This window comes from Pseudomonas sp. DSP3-2-3 (genome assembly GCF_049898225.1).
Lineage (GTDB): Bacteria > Pseudomonadota > Gammaproteobacteria > Pseudomonadales > Pseudomonadaceae > Aquipseudomonas.
The window spans coordinates 70,061-86,356 of sequence record NZ_JAFCXH010000023.1 but is presented as its reverse complement, the minus strand read 5'-3'; the positions used below and the strand labels follow the sequence as shown (position 1 = coordinate 86,356).

Annotated in this window: 11 protein-coding genes and 2 tRNA genes; 8 read left to right on the top strand and 5 right to left on the bottom strand. The window is 57.8% G+C overall.

Features of this window, described 5'->3' with window-relative positions:
* Nucleotides 1-140: 140 nt before the first annotated feature.
* Nucleotides 141-614 carry a Dps family protein gene (locus ACP7E4_RS22765; protein ID WP_426117796.1) on the bottom strand — a complete coding sequence of 158 codons (474 nt, stop codon included), beginning with the start codon at nt 612-614 and terminating at the stop codon, nt 141-143.
* 379 nt (nt 615-993) lie between these two features.
* Between ACP7E4_RS22765 and ACP7E4_RS22760 the strand changes: the two genes are divergently transcribed.
* Nucleotides 994-1,599 carry a cold-shock protein gene (locus tag ACP7E4_RS22760; RefSeq protein ID WP_020289425.1) on the top strand — a complete coding sequence of 202 codons (606 nt, stop codon included), beginning with the start codon at nt 994-996 and terminating at the stop codon, nt 1,597-1,599.
* Nucleotides 1,600-1,668: 69 nt separating this feature from the next.
* Here the strand turns inward: ACP7E4_RS22760 and ACP7E4_RS22755 are convergent, their stop codons facing one another.
* Together ACP7E4_RS22755 and ACP7E4_RS22750 are read right to left on the bottom strand one after the other, a co-directional pair.
* Complete coding sequence (locus tag ACP7E4_RS22755) at nt 1,669-1,875, bottom strand: SlyX family protein (RefSeq protein WP_426117795.1); 207 nt, start codon at nt 1,873-1,875, stop codon at nt 1,669-1,671.
* Nucleotides 1,872-2,303, bottom strand: a complete 432-nt coding sequence (locus tag ACP7E4_RS22750) for an HIT domain-containing protein (RefSeq protein WP_426117794.1) — start codon at nt 2,301-2,303, stop codon at nt 1,872-1,874. The genes ACP7E4_RS22755 and ACP7E4_RS22750 overlap by 4 nt, the downstream gene beginning before the upstream one ends.
* Nucleotides 2,304-3,317: 1,014 nt before the next feature.
* Here ACP7E4_RS22750 and ACP7E4_RS22745 point away from each other — a divergent pair.
* The 3 genes from ACP7E4_RS22745 (at nt 3,318) to ACP7E4_RS22735 (ending at nt 7,568) form a co-directional block, all read left to right on the top strand.
* Nucleotides 3,318-4,640 (top strand): OprD family porin, encoded by a 1,323-nt coding sequence (locus ACP7E4_RS22745; RefSeq protein WP_426117793.1) that lies wholly within the window; start codon nt 3,318-3,320, stop codon nt 4,638-4,640.
* A 171-nt stretch (nt 4,641-4,811) separates the two neighbouring features.
* On the top strand, nt 4,812-6,527 hold the full coding sequence (locus tag ACP7E4_RS22740) for a proline--tRNA ligase (protein ID WP_426117792.1): 1,716 nt from the start codon (nt 4,812-4,814) through the stop codon (nt 6,525-6,527).
* Nucleotides 6,528-6,611: 84 nt separating this feature from the next.
* On the top strand, nt 6,612-7,568 hold the full coding sequence (locus ACP7E4_RS22735) for a hypothetical protein (protein WP_426117791.1): 957 nt from the start codon (nt 6,612-6,614) through the stop codon (nt 7,566-7,568).
* 17 nt (nt 7,569-7,585) lie between these two features.
* Here ACP7E4_RS22735 and dinB read toward each other — a convergent pair whose 3' ends face one another.
* On the bottom strand, nt 7,586-8,647 hold the full coding sequence (gene dinB / locus ACP7E4_RS22730) for a DNA polymerase IV (RefSeq protein ID WP_020289431.1): 1,062 nt from the start codon (nt 8,645-8,647) through the stop codon (nt 7,586-7,588).
* Between the two features lie 248 nt (nt 8,648-8,895).
* Between dinB and ACP7E4_RS22725 the strand changes: the two genes are divergently transcribed.
* From ACP7E4_RS22725 to ACP7E4_RS22710, 4 genes are all read left to right on the top strand, one after another.
* Nucleotides 8,896-8,972 (top strand) — tRNA-Met (locus ACP7E4_RS22725).
* A 434-nt stretch (nt 8,973-9,406) separates the two neighbouring features.
* A tRNA-Met gene (locus tag ACP7E4_RS22720) sits at nt 9,407-9,483 on the top strand.
* A 336-nt stretch (nt 9,484-9,819) separates the two neighbouring features.
* The gene (mprF, locus tag ACP7E4_RS22715; protein WP_426117790.1) at nt 9,820-12,462 is read left to right on the top strand and encodes a bifunctional lysylphosphatidylglycerol flippase/synthetase MprF; all 2,643 of its coding nucleotides are present in this window, start codon (nt 9,820-9,822) and stop codon (nt 12,460-12,462) included.
* Nucleotides 12,462-13,793: a virulence factor family protein gene (locus ACP7E4_RS22710; protein WP_426117789.1), complete on the top strand. Its 1,332-nt coding sequence runs from the start codon at nt 12,462-12,464 to the stop codon at nt 13,791-13,793. Before mprF ends, ACP7E4_RS22710 begins: the two co-directional genes overlap by 1 nt.
* A 554-nt stretch (nt 13,794-14,347) precedes the next feature.
* Here the strand turns inward: ACP7E4_RS22710 and ACP7E4_RS22705 are convergent.
* Nucleotides 14,348-16,246 (bottom strand): potassium transporter Kup, encoded by a 1,899-nt coding sequence (locus ACP7E4_RS22705; RefSeq protein WP_426117788.1) that lies wholly within the window; start codon nt 16,244-16,246, stop codon nt 14,348-14,350.
* Nucleotides 16,247-16,296 lie beyond the last annotated feature (50 nt).

Here is a 16,296-nt window from a genome sequence, read left to right as displayed (position 1 = left end):
AGAAGGTATTTAATATGTATGTAGTTGCGGAAAATATCGGCGAACGCCAGCCGTGGCCGGGAAGCAAGCTACAGGCCGGAGGGGAGGTTCCGGGGATTGGTGAGACAAGCGACGCAGCGGGTGCGTCGCTCGGCAGGACCTTAGTTGGTTTCAAGCATCGAACGCAGCATCCAGGCTGTTTTCTCATGCACTTGCATCCGCTGAGTCAACAAGTCAGCAGTCGGTTCATCACTGACTTTATCCAACAAAGGAAAAATACTACGAGCCGTGCGGACAACAGCTTCTTGACCCTGAACCAGACTTCTGATCATGGCTTCAGCACTCGGCACGCCCTCTTCTTCCTTGATAGACGACAGGCGAGCGTAAGTTGTGTAGGTACCCGGTGCCGGAAAGCCCAGTGCGCGAATGCGTTCGGCAATCGAATCCACCGCAAGGGCGAGTTCGTTGTATTGCTCTTCGAACATCAAATGCAGCGTACGAAACATCGGGCCGCTGACATTCCAGTGAAAGTTATGGGTCTTGAGATACAACACGTAAGTATCTGCGAGCAAATGAGAAAGACCGTCAACGATCGACTTACGATCTTCTTCGCTGATACCAATATCGATTGCCATGTTTTTCCCCTTAGAGATGGATTATTCAGCAGGTACAGCGGGCACTCTACCAAGAGAACGGCCGTGGCGCAGCCCTGCCCGGCAAAACAGCACCAACCGTGACTCCCACCCTCACCACGAGAAAAAGTCCGGATCAGGACACTGCACCACCCACCGCTCGTCGCTTTGCATAACCCATTTCCAACAATGCCGACGGACCCGCAGGCTCCTGATTTGAGTAGCCCCATGCTTTGCTGTTAAATACACCGCGTGTCGTTGCTGACTTTTCCTGCAACGCATAGGCTGACCCTCGCTCGTGCAGCACGCCTCCACTTTTCCAGAAGCGTACCGGGTGTCATCAGCTATTTCCTCGTGATCCATCTTAATGTGAGTTATCAACATGTTGAAAATCGTTCACCTGCTAACGGGAGCCGCAGCCCTGCTGCTTTCCTTCATCCCTAGCCTGCGCAGTGAAGCTTTGTCTTCATATCTCTTGCAGCCTGATGCGCTCTATCTGGCGTTCTTTGGCCTGCTCAATCTGTTGCTTGCACCAGTGATCCCCTATTGGAACCGGGGTCCACGTCATCAATTGCAAAACCTCGTCAGTGCGTTGCTCATTCTCGCCGTCGTTCTTCAAATCCTGACCCTGCTCGTCCCGCTGGAGATCGTCGCCGGTCAACCGGCTATTATGCTGGGCCTGATCGCAGCCACACTTGCGGTCGCCTTGCACATCGGGATCAGCTTCTATCGATCATCGCCGTCTCCCGCCGCGCAAAGTCATGACATGACCAATCGCGATACAGGGACCGTGAAGTGGTTCAATACCTCCAAGGGCTTCGGCTTTATTTCCCGGGATTCGGGCGACGACATCTTCGTTCACTTCCGTGCCATTCGCGGCGAAGGCCATCGCGTCCTCGTAGAAGGACAGCGCGTTGAGTTCTCGGTCATGAACCGTGACAAAGGCCTGCAAGCGGAAGACGTCATCGCGGCACTCCCCCGCCGCTGATTGTCCCGCCTGATAAAAAAACCGCGACCTCCTCCCGGAGATCGCGGTTTTTTTTTGCGCCAGCGGCTATTAATAGTGCGGCGGCGGCGCATCCTCCTCGAACGTGTCGAACTGACTTCCCAGCTCTTCCTGACGCTTGAGCATCGCGGCCATTTGCTGTTGCAGTCGGTCAAGTGCGCGCTGATGAGTGACCAGCACGTCATTCAACGCCTGAATCGTATCGTCCTGAAAAGCCAGTCGGCTCTCGAGTTCGGTTACCCGCCCTTCCAGACTCATGACAATCCCTCCGCGAAAGTGAAGCTGGCGTCCAGCTCGCTGCGCAACTGCTGCACAATGGTCGACACTTGCTGCGCTGTATAAGGCTGCGCGGGGTGCTTGCCCCACACCGGAGCTGGCCATGCCGGATCGCTGTGACGACGGGCAATAACATGCATGTGTAGCTGACTCACTACATTACCCAGCGCCGCTACATTCATTTTGTCCGCCGCGAACAGCTTATTGAGAATTGCTGCCAACACAGTTGTTTCCTGCCACAACTGCAACTGATCTTCAAGCGCCAGCTCAAATATTTCATTAATATCCGGGCGCTTCGGCACCAGCACAAACCAGGGATAGTTTGAATCATTGGATAACAGCAGTTGGCATAAGGAAAAATCACCAATCAGCACTGTGTCAGCCTGTAAGCGTGAGTCGAGAACGAACACGGTATAACTCCTGATCGTCAGGTTAGGTTTTTGCGCACCCTCGTTTAAGTGTATGGCGCATTACCCAGCAGGATACTCGGGAATAAGTTCAAGTTCACTCCCGGGCTCGGCCACGTGCCATTTGGCGCGGACAACAGGTCGATTGGCGCGGCCCCAGGCTGCCCATCGGCGAAGGCCCGCACCGCACCATGAATGACCATCCACGAATGAAATGCACTCATTTGGAACATCAATTGAGTGTCTTCAACGTTGATACGGTTGTTACAAATCGCTACCCAAAAGTGCGATTCGCAGGCATCAGATCGCCCAAGGCGGTTCAGGTGAGAGTCTGCCGAAACACTCGCCGGGTCCAGAAAGCTTACAGATCACAGCCATGGGCCACCTTCAGGCATCGGAAGCCAGGCGCGCACCAAAACGACTCACTCCAACTGGCCAAAAGGCCTGCCTATCCAGAATTTACCCATGTCGATGGGCAGAAAGTAACGTTCCGCACAGCCGTCCGAGCCTGAAAACACTCCAGCAGCGTGAATTAAAAAGAAAATTCAAAATTTTAAAATACCTATAAATCAATTAGTTGCGGCATGAAAGCGAGGTAAATGCTGCATTTTTCACAAATTTTTCTCATCCGCTTGAGCTTTGTGCACGGTTGTTGCTATATCACTCACAAGGTTGGCACGGACCCTGGCGGAAAACAGGATCCGGCTATCGTGATAATGCGAAGGCCTACCCAGGCATTACTTGAGGACCGGGCTTAGACTGTTTCACCCTATGCTTAGGTCGTAAAAAAGTAATGCGGTAGTTGTAGAGTCGATATGGAAACAGTGCATTTTTGCGACATGGACAGAGCAGTTTGCGACACCGCCGTAAAGATTTCGAAAGGATAGGTCTGTAACTATCGCCACCATTGTCAGCGTGATATAAGTTTCGCCGACACAAAAAAGAAAGAGCCGTCCCAGATAAAAAAACAGGTGGGTCGGCAGCAACTCTTCTTAAAAACCAAAGGAGCAAGTCACGATGAGAGTGATGAAGTGGAGCGCAATCGCACTGGCAGTTACTGCAGCCAGCACCCAACTGGCAACGGCAGCAGCGTTCGTCAGCGATCAATCGGAAGCAAAAGGTTTCGTTGACGGCAGCACGCTTGATGTGAAAGCTCGCAACTACTATTTCAATCGCGACAAAAAAGACGGCGCCGTTGATGACAAAGACTGGACCCAAGGTTTCTGGGGAACGTTCAGCTCTGGCTACACTCAAGGCACCATCGGTGTGGGCGTTGAAGCTTTCGGCTATTTCGGCCTGAAGCTTGACGGTCAGGACAAATATTCCGGTTCGGGCAACCTGGTTACCAACAGCCAGGGCGAAAACGAAGACAGCTTCGGCAAAGCCGGTGGCGCTGTTAAGTTCCGTCTCTCGAAAACCGAGCTGAAAATCGGTGACATGCAGCCTACCAGCCCAGTGTTCGCAGTAGGCGGTTCCCGTCTGTTGCCACAAACTGCCAGCGGTATCAGCCTGCAGAGCAGCGAGATCAAAGGTCTGGATCTGGAAGGCGGTCACTTCTACTCCGGCACCAGCCAGGACGACACCAGCCATACCGGCAACATCTGGGCTACCTACGCCGGTGTTTCTGCGAAGACAGCTGACTTCGCTGGCGGCAAATACGCCATCACCGACAACCTCGGTGTTGCATTCTACGGCGCCAAACTGGAAGACGTCTGGAACCAGTACTACGCCAACCTGAACTATGCACTGCCTTTGAGCGACTCCCAGTCCCTGGCGTTCGATGCCAACCTGTATCGCACTACCGATGCTGGCAGCGCTAAAGCAGGCGACATCAGCAACACCGCGTTCTCCGGCTCCGTTGCCTACTCGTTCCTGGCAGCACACACCCTGACCCTGGCATTCCAGAAGGTTAACGGTGATACGCCATTCGACTACATCGGTATCGGCGACAACAACAAGGGCGGCGACTCGATCTTCCTGGCCAACTCCATCCAGTACTCCGACTTCAACGGTCCTGGCGAGAAATCCTGGCAGGCTCGTTACGACCTGAACATGGCTCCGTACGGCGTTCCTGGCCTGAGCTTCATGACCCGTTATATCAAAGGTTATGACATCGACGGCACCAACACCCCGGCTAACAGCGCATACGCTGGCCTGTACGGTGAAGACGGCAAGCACCACGAGACCAACCTTGAAGCCAAATATGTGCTTCAAACCGGTCCAGCCAAAGACCTGTCGTTCCGCATCCGTCAAGCTTGGCACCGCGCCAATGCTGATGAGGGTGAAGGCGATATCAACGAGTTCCGCCTGATTGTCGACTACCCGATCTCGATCCTGTAATCGCACTTCAGCTACTCGTTATGCAAAGAGCCCGGCTGATGCCGGGCTTTTTCATGCAGGCAATAAAGTCATCAGCTTCGCCTCGCTCAGAGGCCTCGCGCTGTACGGGGGTAATTCGGGCCCGTACAATGCCCAGTCATTTCTAGTCCCAGCAACCGACAACGGCCTCCCATGCGCACCAGTCAATTTTTGCTCGCCACACAGAAAGAAACCCCTTCCGATGCGGTCGTCGTCAGCCACCAGCTGATGCTGCGTGCCGGCATGATTCGCAAACTCGCTTCCGGCCTCTATACCTGGCTCCCCATGGGCCTGCGCGTATTGCGCAAGGTCGAAGCCATCGTTCGTGAAGAAATGGACGCTGCTGGCGCACTCGAAGTATTGATGCCGGGTATCCAGCCCGCAGAGCTGTGGCAGGAATCCGGCCGCTGGGAACAGTACGGCCCCGAGTTGATGCGCCTGACCGACCGGCACAATCGCGAATTCTGCCTGGGCCCGACCCACGAAGAAGTGATCACCGATCTGGCCCGCAACGAGCTCAACAGCTATAAACAGCTGCCGATCAATCTGTACCAGATCCAGACCAAATTCCGCGACGAGATCCGTCCACGCTTCGGTTTGATGCGTGGCCGCGAGTTCGTCATGAAGGACGCGTACTCCTTCCATGCTGATCAGGCTTCCCTGCAGGAAACCTACGACCGCATGCATCAGGCGTACTGCAACGTGTTTACCCGCCTTGGGCTGAAATTCCGCCCGGTGGAAGCAGACAACGGTTCCATCGGCGGCGCGGGCTCCCATGAGTTCCACGTGCTGGCCGAGTCCGGCGAAGACGATATCGTGTTCAGCAATGGCTCCGATTACGCCGCCAACATCGAAAAAGCCGAAGCGATTCCCCGGGAAACCTCTCGCGCCGCGCCGACCGAAGAGCTGCGCCTGATCGACACCCCGAACGCCAAGACCATTGCGCAACTGGTCGAAGGCTTCAACCTGCCTATCGAAAAGACCATCAAGACATTGGTGGTGCACGCAGCTGAAGAAGGCAAGCTGATCGCACTGATCATTCGTGGCGATCACGAGCTGAACGAAATCAAGGCTGCCCAGCAAGAACAGGTCGCCAGCCCGCTGGTCATGGCGTCAGAAGCCGAACTGCGCGACGCGATTGGCGCCGGTGCCGGTTCGCTGGGCCCCCTGAATCTGCCGCTGCCGTGCATCATCGACCGTTCGGTAGAGCTGATGAGCGATTTCGGCATCGGTGCCAACATCGACGACAAGCACTACTTTGGCGTCAACTGGGAACGCGATCTGCCTGTTCCGACCGTTGCCGATCTGCGCAACGTTGTGTCTGGCGATCCAAGCCCGGACGGCAAAGGCACGCTTGAGATCAAGCGCGGCATCGAAGTCGGGCACATTTTCCAGCTGGGCACCAAGTACAGCGAAGCCATGAAATGCCAGGTCCTCGGCGAAAACGGCAAGCCGGTCAACCTGTCCATGGGTTGCTACGGCATTGGCGTTTCCCGGGTCGTCGCCGCAGCCATCGAACAGAACAGCGATGCCAACGGCATTATCTGGAATGACACCCTGGCGCCTTTCCAGATCGCCCTGGTTCCGTTGCGCTATGAAACCGAAGCGGTACGCGAGGCCACGGACAAGCTTTACGCCGAACTGAAAGCGGCTGGTTTCGAAGTGCTGCTGGATGACCGCGACAAGAAAACCAGCCCCGGCAACAAGTTTGCCGACATGGAGCTGATTGGTATCCCGCATCGCATCGTGGTCAGCGACCGCGGCCTGGCCGAAGGCAATCTTGAATACAAGAGCCGCATCGAGCCCGAGGCCCAGGCCTTGCCAGTTGCTGACGTGTTGTCGTTTATCCAGGCTCGTATCCGCCGCTGAGTCATGGACGCGCTCGTCGCTCGCCAAAACGAGCACGAGCGCGTCCAATTCAGGCACCGCGCCTTATCCGCATCAAGAGATCCCATGTTCAAGCGAAGATCCTTAAGCCTCGGCTGTACAGCCTTGTGCGCCAGCCTGCTTGTCAGCGGTTGTGCCAACCACTTGTCACAGCGCAGCGAGCATGAAGAGCGTGTCGAACGCAAATTGCTCGAACATACCCTGCAAATTGATATGGGCGAGCCCAAGACCCTTGAGCTGCCTCAGCGCCGTGTGCGCATCCATGAACAAAAAACCTTTGAGGTCACCGAATTCGAAGTCACCCGCCGCTACGACCGTTACACCGCTTATCAGCCGTGGCGGGAAATCTATGAGATTCCGCTGGGTGCCGTCGCGGTGGTGGCCGGTGTCGGCGCCAACGTGGTCAACGTCCTGGCCTTCGGGCAACTGCCGGACAGCGTGACCAAGGACTGGATCAACTATGGCGTGGCCGGGCTCAACCCGTTCATGAACGCGCCGTCCAATGGCCGCGCGCAACAAAACCTGGCGCACATCGACGAAGTCCAGAAGGACAAGAGAATCGAAAATTCGACCCTGCCCTGGAACGAGCGCCCGGTACTGGTCAAGTCAGGTACGCAAACCCACGAGCTGAATACTGATCGCAACGGCGTGTTGCGCCTGAGCCTGCTGGACAGCCCGTTTGCCGAACAGGACCTGAGCCACGTCACGCGGATTTATTTCAGCGTCGAAGACGATCAGGACAAGGTTCACGCCAATGCCGACTTGCCCATCAGCAAACTGTTGCGTGGCAAATTACTTGAGGCCCACGGCCTGATCTACGATGACCTGGAAGACGATGAAGTCAGTCAGTGGGTCTATCGCGTCAAGCGTCTTTCGGAACTGGGCCTTGAAGATGAAGCCAGCGAACTGGAGCAGAGCCTGATCGAACTGACGCGCAATGATCCCCAGTTGCAGCATGAGTTTGTGAAATCCCTGGCCAAGGATGCAGGTCGCCTGGTCGCTGACCCCGGCGCCAGGCACTGACATCCCTTGCCGCGTGCTCAGGGCGCGAACAGCTCCAGTTGTTCGTGACCGCTGCGCAGATCCTGCAAACGCACACCAATGCCCAATAACCGCACCGGTTTGTCGCCCCGGGCAAACGCCTGGGTCAACAACTGCTGAAAACTGGTCAGATCCCGTCCCGCCCCGGACTGCTCAAGGGTCGTTTGCGTGAAATCGTGGAATTTAACCTTCACGAAGGGTTTGCCAGGCCGATAGTTGTCGGCGATGCGCGCCATGCGCCCGGACAGGGTTTCCATCAACTCCGGTAATTTTTCCAGGCAACTGGCCAGATCCGGCAAGTCGGTGTCGTAGGTATTTTCCACGCTTACCGATTGCCGTCGGCTGTCGTTTTGCACCGGCCGCTCATCGATGCCGTGCGCAAGCCCCCACAAGCGCTCGCCGAAAGAGCCGAACTCCCTGACCAGCGACAACTTGCTCCAGCCGCGCAAGTCGGTGCAGGTAACAATGCCCAGCCTGCCGAGCTTGTCGGCCGTCACCTTGCCAACACCGTGCAGCTTGTTGACCGGCAGCAACGCGACAAAATCCTCGACCTGATCCGGCGTGATCACAAACAGCCCATTGGGCTTTTTCCAGTCACTGGCGATCTTGGCGAGGAATTTGTTCGGCGCAACGCCGGCCGAGACGGTGATATGCAATTGATTGGACACACGACGGCGGATGTCCTGGGCAATACGCGTGGCACTGCCACCAAAATGGCTCGCATCGGAAACGTCGAGAAACGCCTCATCTAACGATAACGGCTCAATAAGATCGGTGTAATCGCGAAAGATCGTCTGGATTTCCTTCGATGCTTCTTTATATGCATCCATGCGCGGCTTGACGATGGTCAGGTCCGGACACAGCTTCAACGCATGCCGCGATGACATGGCCGAGCGCACCCCGTAGGCGCGCGCTTCATAGTTGCAGGTCGCGATCACGCCTCGTCGATCTGCCGAACCGCCCACTGCCAGCGGTTTGCTCGCCAGGCGCGGGTCATCGCGCATTTCGATGGCGGCATAGAAGCAGTCACAGTCGACATGAATGATTTTTCGCTGCGTCATGTAGGCCGATTTGCAGGGGATAAGGTCGCGCAGTATCTCATCGGCATCAGGATGTGGCACTGCGTGATGTGCGAATGGTCATGAAACCTTAACTGAAAAGTGCCCAAACTTGGCCTATAGCCCGTACAGCAAGGCGTCACGGCTACATCAGACCTTAATCGGCACCGCTAAGCGATTGAAGGAAAAGCAGTTTTTTCAAACTAACGGTTGACAGCACAGCGATCCGGCGTAGAATGCCGACACACAGACGCGGGATGGAGCAGTCTGGTAGCTCGTCGGGCTCATAACCCGAAGGTCGTCGGTTCAAATCCGGCTCCCGCAACCAAACATCAAACAAGGCTACTCGAAAGAGTGGCCTTTTTTGTGTCCGATGGTTTTTAGAAGACCCGTTGGAGCGAGGCTTGCCCGCGAATAACGATAGCGCGGTGAGCCTGACCCACCAAGGCGTCAGGTTCGCGGGCAAGCCTCCAACGGATCTACGCAACGTTCGCGACAGGACATACAGCCGATGCATTTGCGTCTACTGGAATGCCGTCTTCCCGGATAAATCCGGTCCCACAAAATCAGCGCGATCCAGTGGGACCGGCTTTAGCCGGGAAGGCGTCGGTTCAGACAATACGTCTGCGGCGCCTGGCGGTTGCCCCAGACATAGAATCTCCAACAGATCCCTCTCCATTTACTGCCCCGATACTCATTTACCCTCATTTCGCATTAAAGGTTGACACCTCGTCGTTCGGCTGTAGAATGCCGCCACACAGACGCGGGATGGAGCAGTCTGGTAGCTCGTCGGGCTCATAACCCGAAGGTCGTCGGTTCAAATCCGGCTCCCGCAACCAAACATCAAACAAGGCTACTCGAAAGAGTGGCCTTTTTTGTGCCTGTAAGAAAAGCATCGCTCCAATCAAGCTAAGCGCTTGTCAGAAAAGGCTATTTTGCATTGCAGGTTTCATCTCATTTTCACGCTTGTAACGTAATATTGCAGTGGGCGACAGTTTTTCCATGGTCGGCCGATAGCCTTTTGTGACTCAATAGTCGCTTAAGCGACACAGACAAATCCGCTCCATTCGCTCGTTAGACGTTGACGCGCTAACATCTCGAAATATTTTTTGCGTAGGGATTGGTAACTTGGCTGCATACCTCCATCCTGTCGCGCACGATCCAAGGAGTGATTGATGCGCGCCAACCCGTCAGAACCCAATGAAGCAGTCACGGCGAATCAACCTATTCAACCTGCTCGCCTACATTGGCTGGAGCTGCTGAGCAAGTATCGCCAACCCATCGGCCTGGCCGTTACGTTGCTGCTTTTCGCCATCGCGCTGATCGCTTGCCGCCACATGTTGAGCGAGCTGGATCTGTATGCGCTGCATGATTCTCTGCTTAGTGTGCCTTTGCCGTCCCTGGCAGGTGCCGTGCTGGCGATGATTGTCGGTTTTATCATCCTGCTGGGCTACGAATGGTCCGCCAGTCGGTACGCCGGGGTTGATCTGCCCAACAAGACCCTGGCGATGGGAGGCTTTACCGCGTTCGCCATCGGCAACGCAGTCGGGCTTTCGATGCTGTCCGGCGGCTCGGTGCGTTATCGGCTGTATTCCCGCAAAGGCGTCGGTGCGATAGAAGTCGCACGCATGACGCTGTTCGCCAGTCTGTCATTGGGCTGCGCCCTGCCGCCGCTGGCCGCACTCGCAACATTGAGCAATTTGTCCGGCGCTTCCCTGGCCCTGCACTTGCCGGTGGGAATGCTCGCGGCGATCGCCATCGGGGTGCTGATTCTGACCGCGCTGCTGACTGTGGCGGTGTATCGCCGTCGGCTGCCGGAACAAACCATCCCGCATACTCTGTTGGTGCGTGCTGGCAGAAGAACCCTGCGTTTGCCAGGTCTGCGCCTGACGTTGATGCAGTTGGTGATCACCGCGCTGGACGTTGCCGCAGCGGCTACGGTTTTGTATTTGCTGCTGCCGCAATCCCCGCCATTCGGTGCATTCCTGCTGGTTTACCTGCTGGCATTGGCCGCAGGCGTGCTCAGCCATGTTCCGGGTGGCGTGGGTGTTTTCGAAGCCATTCTGCTCGCTGCATTCGCCAATGAACTGGGCGCCGCGCCGCTGGCTGCCGCATTGCTGCTGTATCGACTGATCTACGTCGTGCTGCCACTCCTGCTGGCCTGCATGACCCTGCTGTTCACCGAAAGCCAGCGCCTGCTGCCGACCAAACAGGCAATGCGCGTGGCCTCGGGCCTTGCAGCACCGATTCTGGCACTGCTGGTGTTTCTGTCCGGAGTGGTGCTGCTGTTCTCCGGCGCGACGCCGGAAATCGATACCCGCCTGGAATATCTCGGCTTCCTGATCCCGCATCGGCTGATCGATGCTTCGCACTTCGGCGCCAGCCTGATTGGTGTGCTGTGCCTGTTGCTGGCTCAAGGCCTGCGTCGACGTCTGTCGGCGGCATGGATGCTGACCACCATTTTGCTGGTGACCGGCTCGGTGCTGTCGATGCTCAAAGGCTTCGACTGGGAAGAAGCGGTCCTGCTGATTCTCACGGCTTGCCTGCTGGGCGTCTTCCGTCGCTCGTTCTACCGGCCGAGCCGCTTGCTGGAGCTGCCCTTCTCGCCGCTGTATCTGGTGGCGAGCGTCTGCGTGCTGGGTGCTTCGATCTGGTTGCTGCTGTTTGCCTATCAGGACGTCCCGTACAGCCATCAACTCTGGTGGCAGTTCACGCTGGATGCCGATGCGCCGAGAGCCCTGCGCTCGGCGCTGGGCAGCGCAGTGCTGCTGGTAGTGGTGTCGCTGACCTGGCTGTTGCGCACGGCACGACCGGTGATCAAGCTCCCCGACGCGGTGGAACTGGCCAAGGCCGCCGAAATCGTCAACGCCTCATCACAACCTGACGGCGGGCTGGTGTTGACCGGCGACAAGGCGATCCTGCTGCACCCCAATGGTGATGCCTTTTTGATGTACTCGCACCGTGGCCGCAGCCTCGTGGCCTTGTATGACCCGATTGGACCGACCCAGCAGCGCGCCGAACTCATCTGGCAGTTCCGCGACCTGTGCGACGTCCACCATGCACGCCCGGTGTTTTATCAGGTCCGCGCCGAGAACCTGCCGTTCTACATGGACATCGGTCTGACCGCGATCAAGCTGGGCGAAGAAGCCCGGGTCGACTTGCGCCGCTTCGACATCGAAGCCAAGGGCAAGGAAATGAAAGACCTGCGCTACACCTGGAACCGGGGCGGACGCGATGGTCTGTCGCTGGAAATCTACGAAGCAGGTCAGGCCCCGCTGGATGAGCTGAAGGTGATCTCCGATGCCTGGTTGACTGGCAAGAACGTCAGAGAAAAGGGCTTTTCCCTGGGCCGCTTCAGCCCGGAATACCTCACGCATTTCCGCATCGCCATCATTCACTTTGAAGGTAAGCCGGTGGCGTTCGCCAACCTGCTGGAGACCTCGCGCCACGATCTGGCCAGCCTGGACCTGATGCGCGCGCATCCTGATGCGCCGAAACTAACCATGGAATTCATGATGGTCGGGCTGATTTTGTATTACAAACAGCACGGCTACGAACGCTTCAGCCTGGGCATGGTGCCGTTGTCAGGCTTGCAGCCGCGGCGTGGCGCACCTTTGACCCAGCGTCTGGGCTCGATGGTGTTCCGTCGTGGCGAGCAACTCTACAACTTCCAGGGCTTGCGGCGCTTCAAGGACAAATTCCAGCCTGACTGGGAACCTCGCTATATGGCCGTGCCCGCCGGACTCGATCCGCTGGTTGCACTGGCTGACACTGCCGCCCTGATTGCGGGCGGTCTGACTGGATTGGTGAAACGCTGATGATTCAACGCTACTGGCGCTTTTTGCTCGCAGCCCTGGTTATTCTCGTGGTCGCGTTGGGGGTCTGGTTATGGAACCGCCCTGCTCCACCGGCAACCCTCGTACATTCCACCCTGGCTGACGGCTCGGCGCTGACCGACGTAACGCCGGGCAGCCGGACCAAGGTGCGGGTTGCATTGGCGGTCACTGCTGACGACTTGCTCACCGACAAGCAATTGCAGGCCTTGAGCCAGGATGCCGCCGCGCGGATCATTCAGGTGGTGCTGCCCAAGGACAATTGCGTCCTGCAACAGAAGACCTTCAACGACGCTCTGCAACAACTCGACGACGCGCCGAACGTGGTCGGCGGTATCGGCCCGGGTGCGACGTTGGCCTGGCGCTGGCTTGCAGGTCAGGACAACGACGATGCAGAGGCGATTTCGGTAGGTTTTTACCTGGAAGTCCCGTCCCAGCCGACACCGGTGGTAGAGGCCGACGAGCCCGCGCCGGTAATCTGCGACGTGGCGCTGCCAAAAACTGCGCCCCACGGCCACTGGATGGTGGCGTGGAACGACGCGCCCGACGACGCGCCAGCAGCGTTTGTGCGTGACCAGGCCAACGCTGATACGAGCATCAGCGACTACGACATCAAGCTGCCACAGGTTTTGAACAGCGAACTTCGCCACAAATTGATCGGCGAGGATGACAAGGGTGGCGGCGTCGGCGTGCCGGTGGTGGAAGTCCCGTCCGCGCAGCCTTCCGACACGGTGACGCTGTTCATGTCCGGTGATGGTGGCTGGCGCGACCTGGACAAGGTAGTGGCCGGCGATATGGCCAATCTGGGTTATCCGGTGGTCGGCATCGATGTGTTGCGCTATTACTGGGAACACAAGACGCCGGAGCAGACTGCCGCCGACCTCACCGAGCTGATGCAGCACTACCGTCAGAAGTGGGGCACCAAGCGCTTCATTCTCGCCGGCTACTCTTTCGGTGCTGACGTGATGCCTGCGGTCTACAACCGCCTGGCCGCTGAGGAACAGAACCGCATCGACGGCATTATTCTGCTCGCCTTCGCCCGCACCGGCAGCTTCGAGATCCACGTCGACGGCTGGCTCGGCAATGCTGGCAAGGAAGCCACTACCGGCGAAGAGATGGCCAGGCTGCCTGCCGAGAAGGTGTTGTGCGTCTACGGCATCGAAGAAAAAGATGAAAGCGGCTGCACCGCGACCACGGCCGTGGGCGAGAAGCTGCAACTGCCAGGCGGTCACCACTTCGATGAAAACTACCCGGCACTGGCCAAACGCCTGATCGCCGCCATCGACAAGCGTCAGGGCAAGGCTGAGAGCAAGTAAAAGCGCGCGCAAGGCATAAAAAATCCCCGCAACCTCATCAAGGTGCGGGGATTTTTTTTATGCCTGTTGACGATGGAACGCGGCACTTTCGGAGCCAACTTGTTGGCGAGGCCTCGTTTCAGAAGCTTCGCGAGCAAGCTCGCTCCCACACAAGTTAGCTCCCACAGTGGTTGCGACGCTGGCTTTTGATGTTCGCTTTTGGGTGCCGCGGCCTGGCAGACACCGCCAAACGCGCGTCGGGAGGCTGAGCGCAGGTGTCGTGGGGTGGGGCGACCGGCATGGATGCCGGTCGAGCGCCGTTGCGCCAGGTATGGCGCGTCGGCGCGTACCCACACCACGGCACCGGAGTCGAAGGAACCGCTGCGAAGCAGGGGCCGTACGTCAGCGCAGATGTTTTTCGTCTATTTTGCCGAAACAAAATGGACTCTACCGTCAGGGCGAAACCTCAATAAGCCGCACCAAAAATGCTGTTGGTGCCACTCGATCAGAGGCGCTATTCGCGCCTCACCAACCTGGATCGTCACATCGACGATGCGCGCTGGCGAAGTTCGCTCTTACATTTCGACTTGCGTCCCCAGCTCGATCACTCGGTTGAACGGCAGATTAAAGAAGCGCAGGTTGCCGTTGGCGTTCTTGAGCATGAAAGCGAACAGCGCCTCGCGCCAGCGCGCCATGCCGACCATTTTCGACGGGATCACTGTCTCGCGGCTGAGGAAGTAAGTGGTCCGCATAGGACTGAAGTCCAGCTCCTGCAAGTGACACAAGGTCAGCGCAGCCGGGACATCCGGCTCGTCAATGAAGCCGAAATGCAGGATCACTCGATAGAAGCCTTCGCCATGGGCCTCGACTTCAAATCGACGCTGCGCCGGTACGCGTGGCGTGTCTTCGTAGACCACGGTCAGCAGCACCACTTGCTCGTGCAGCACCTGATTGTGCAGCAGGTTGTGCAGCAGAGCGTGTGGGACGGCATCGGCGCGAGCGGTCAGAAATACCGCTGTGCCCTGCACCCGATGCGGCGGCTGGACCTTGATGCTGCTGATGAAGATCGGTAGTGGCAGCCCGCCTTCGTCGATACGATCGACCAGCAACTGTTTGCCGCGTTTCCAGGTGGTCATCAGGATAAACAGCACCACGCCGGCAATGACCGGAAATGCTCCGCCCTGAATCACCTTCGGCACGTTGGCGGCAAAGAACAGGCTGTCCACAAACAATAGACCCAACAACAGCGGCACGGCCAGGAACGCTGGCCACTTCCACAACAGCAGCATGACCGACGACACCAGAATCGTGGTGCAGAACATCGTGCCGGTCACCGCTACGCCGTACGCCGAAGCCAGCGCGCCGGAAGATTCGAAACCCAGCACCAACAGAATGACGCCGACCATCAACGACCAGTTGACCGCGCCGATGTAGATCTGGCCCTGAGCATCACTGGAAGTGTGCTGAATCTGCATGCGCGGGATGTATCCCAACTGGATCGCCTGCAACGTCATGGAAAACGCGCCGGAAATCACCGCCTGAGAAGCAATGACCGTCGCCAATGTCGACAGCCCTACCAAAGGCAGCAGCGCCCAGCTCGGCGCGAGCAGATAGAACGGGTTGCGCGCGGCTTCCGGGTCTTCGAGCACCAAAGCGCCCTGACCGAAATAGTTGAGCACCAGCGCGGGCAACACCAGGATGAACCAGGCGCGGGCAATCGGCTTGCGGCCGAAGTGGCCCATGTCGGCATACAGCGCTTCGGCGCCGGTCAGCGCCAGAACCACTGCGCCAAGGATCGCCACGCCAATCCCCGGATGGATGATGAAGAAGCGCACGGCCCAGAGTGGGTTCATCGCGTGCAGCACTTCCGGTTGGCGCAGAATGCCATGAATGCCCAGCAAGCCGAGCACCACGAACCAGGTCACCATCACCGGACCGAACAACACACCGATGCGCGCCGTGCCGTGCCGCTGAATCAGGAACAGCCCGACCAGCACCACCAGCGCCATGGGCACCACCCAGCGCTCAAGGCCATCGAAAGCCAGTTCCATGCCCTCCATGGCCGACAGCACGGAAATCGCCGGGGTGATCATGCTGTCGCCATAAAACAGCGCCGCACCAAACAAGCCGAAGACCACCATGACCGCCTGCAGTTTCGGTTTACTCGCCGAGGCCCGTCTCGCCAGGGCGGTGAGCGCCATGATGCCGCCTTCGCCCTGGTTGTCGGCGCGCAGGATGAACACCATGTACTTGAACGAGACGACCCAGATCAGCGACCAGAAAATCAACGACAGAATGCCCAGCACCGCGTCATGCGTGACCTCGACGCCATAACCCCCCTGAAACACCTCTTTGAGGGTGTACAGCGGGCTGGTGCCGATATCGCCATATACCACACCCACCGCCGCCATCAGCAAACTCAAGGGTTTGGCTGCGCTTTGCCCGGTCTCAGCCTGACTGCTTGCTTGACTCATCTACCACTCCAGAAACCAAGGCGCGCGCCACTCGACACACGATGATGCTT

Excerpts from the sequence above, each read along its gene's own strand:
- ACP7E4_RS22765 (WP_426117796.1), bottom strand. The coding sequence starts at position 614 with ATGGCAATCGATATTGGTATCAGCGAAGAAGATCGTAAGTCGATCGTT.
- ACP7E4_RS22760 (WP_020289425.1), top strand. The coding sequence starts at position 994 with ATGTTGAAAATCGTTCACCTGCTAACGGGAGCCGCAGCCCTGCTGCTT.
- ACP7E4_RS22755 (WP_426117795.1), bottom strand. The coding sequence starts at position 1,875 with ATGAGTCTGGAAGGGCGGGTAACCGAACTCGAGAGCCGACTGGCTTTT.
- ACP7E4_RS22745 (WP_426117793.1), top strand. The coding sequence starts at position 3,318 with ATGAGAGTGATGAAGTGGAGCGCAATCGCACTGGCAGTTACTGCAGCC.
- ACP7E4_RS22740 (WP_426117792.1), top strand. The coding sequence starts at position 4,812 with ATGCGCACCAGTCAATTTTTGCTCGCCACACAGAAAGAAACCCCTTCC.
- ACP7E4_RS22735 (WP_426117791.1), top strand. The coding sequence starts at position 6,612 with ATGTTCAAGCGAAGATCCTTAAGCCTCGGCTGTACAGCCTTGTGCGCC.
- dinB (WP_020289431.1), bottom strand. The coding sequence starts at position 8,647 with ATGACGCAGCGAAAAATCATTCATGTCGACTGTGACTGCTTCTATGCC.
- mprF (WP_426117790.1), top strand. The coding sequence starts at position 9,820 with ATGCGCGCCAACCCGTCAGAACCCAATGAAGCAGTCACGGCGAATCAA.
- ACP7E4_RS22710 (WP_426117789.1), top strand. The coding sequence starts at position 12,462 with ATGATTCAACGCTACTGGCGCTTTTTGCTCGCAGCCCTGGTTATTCTC.
- ACP7E4_RS22705 (WP_426117788.1), bottom strand. The coding sequence starts at position 16,246 with ATGAGTCAAGCAAGCAGTCAGGCTGAGACCGGGCAAAGCGCAGCCAAA.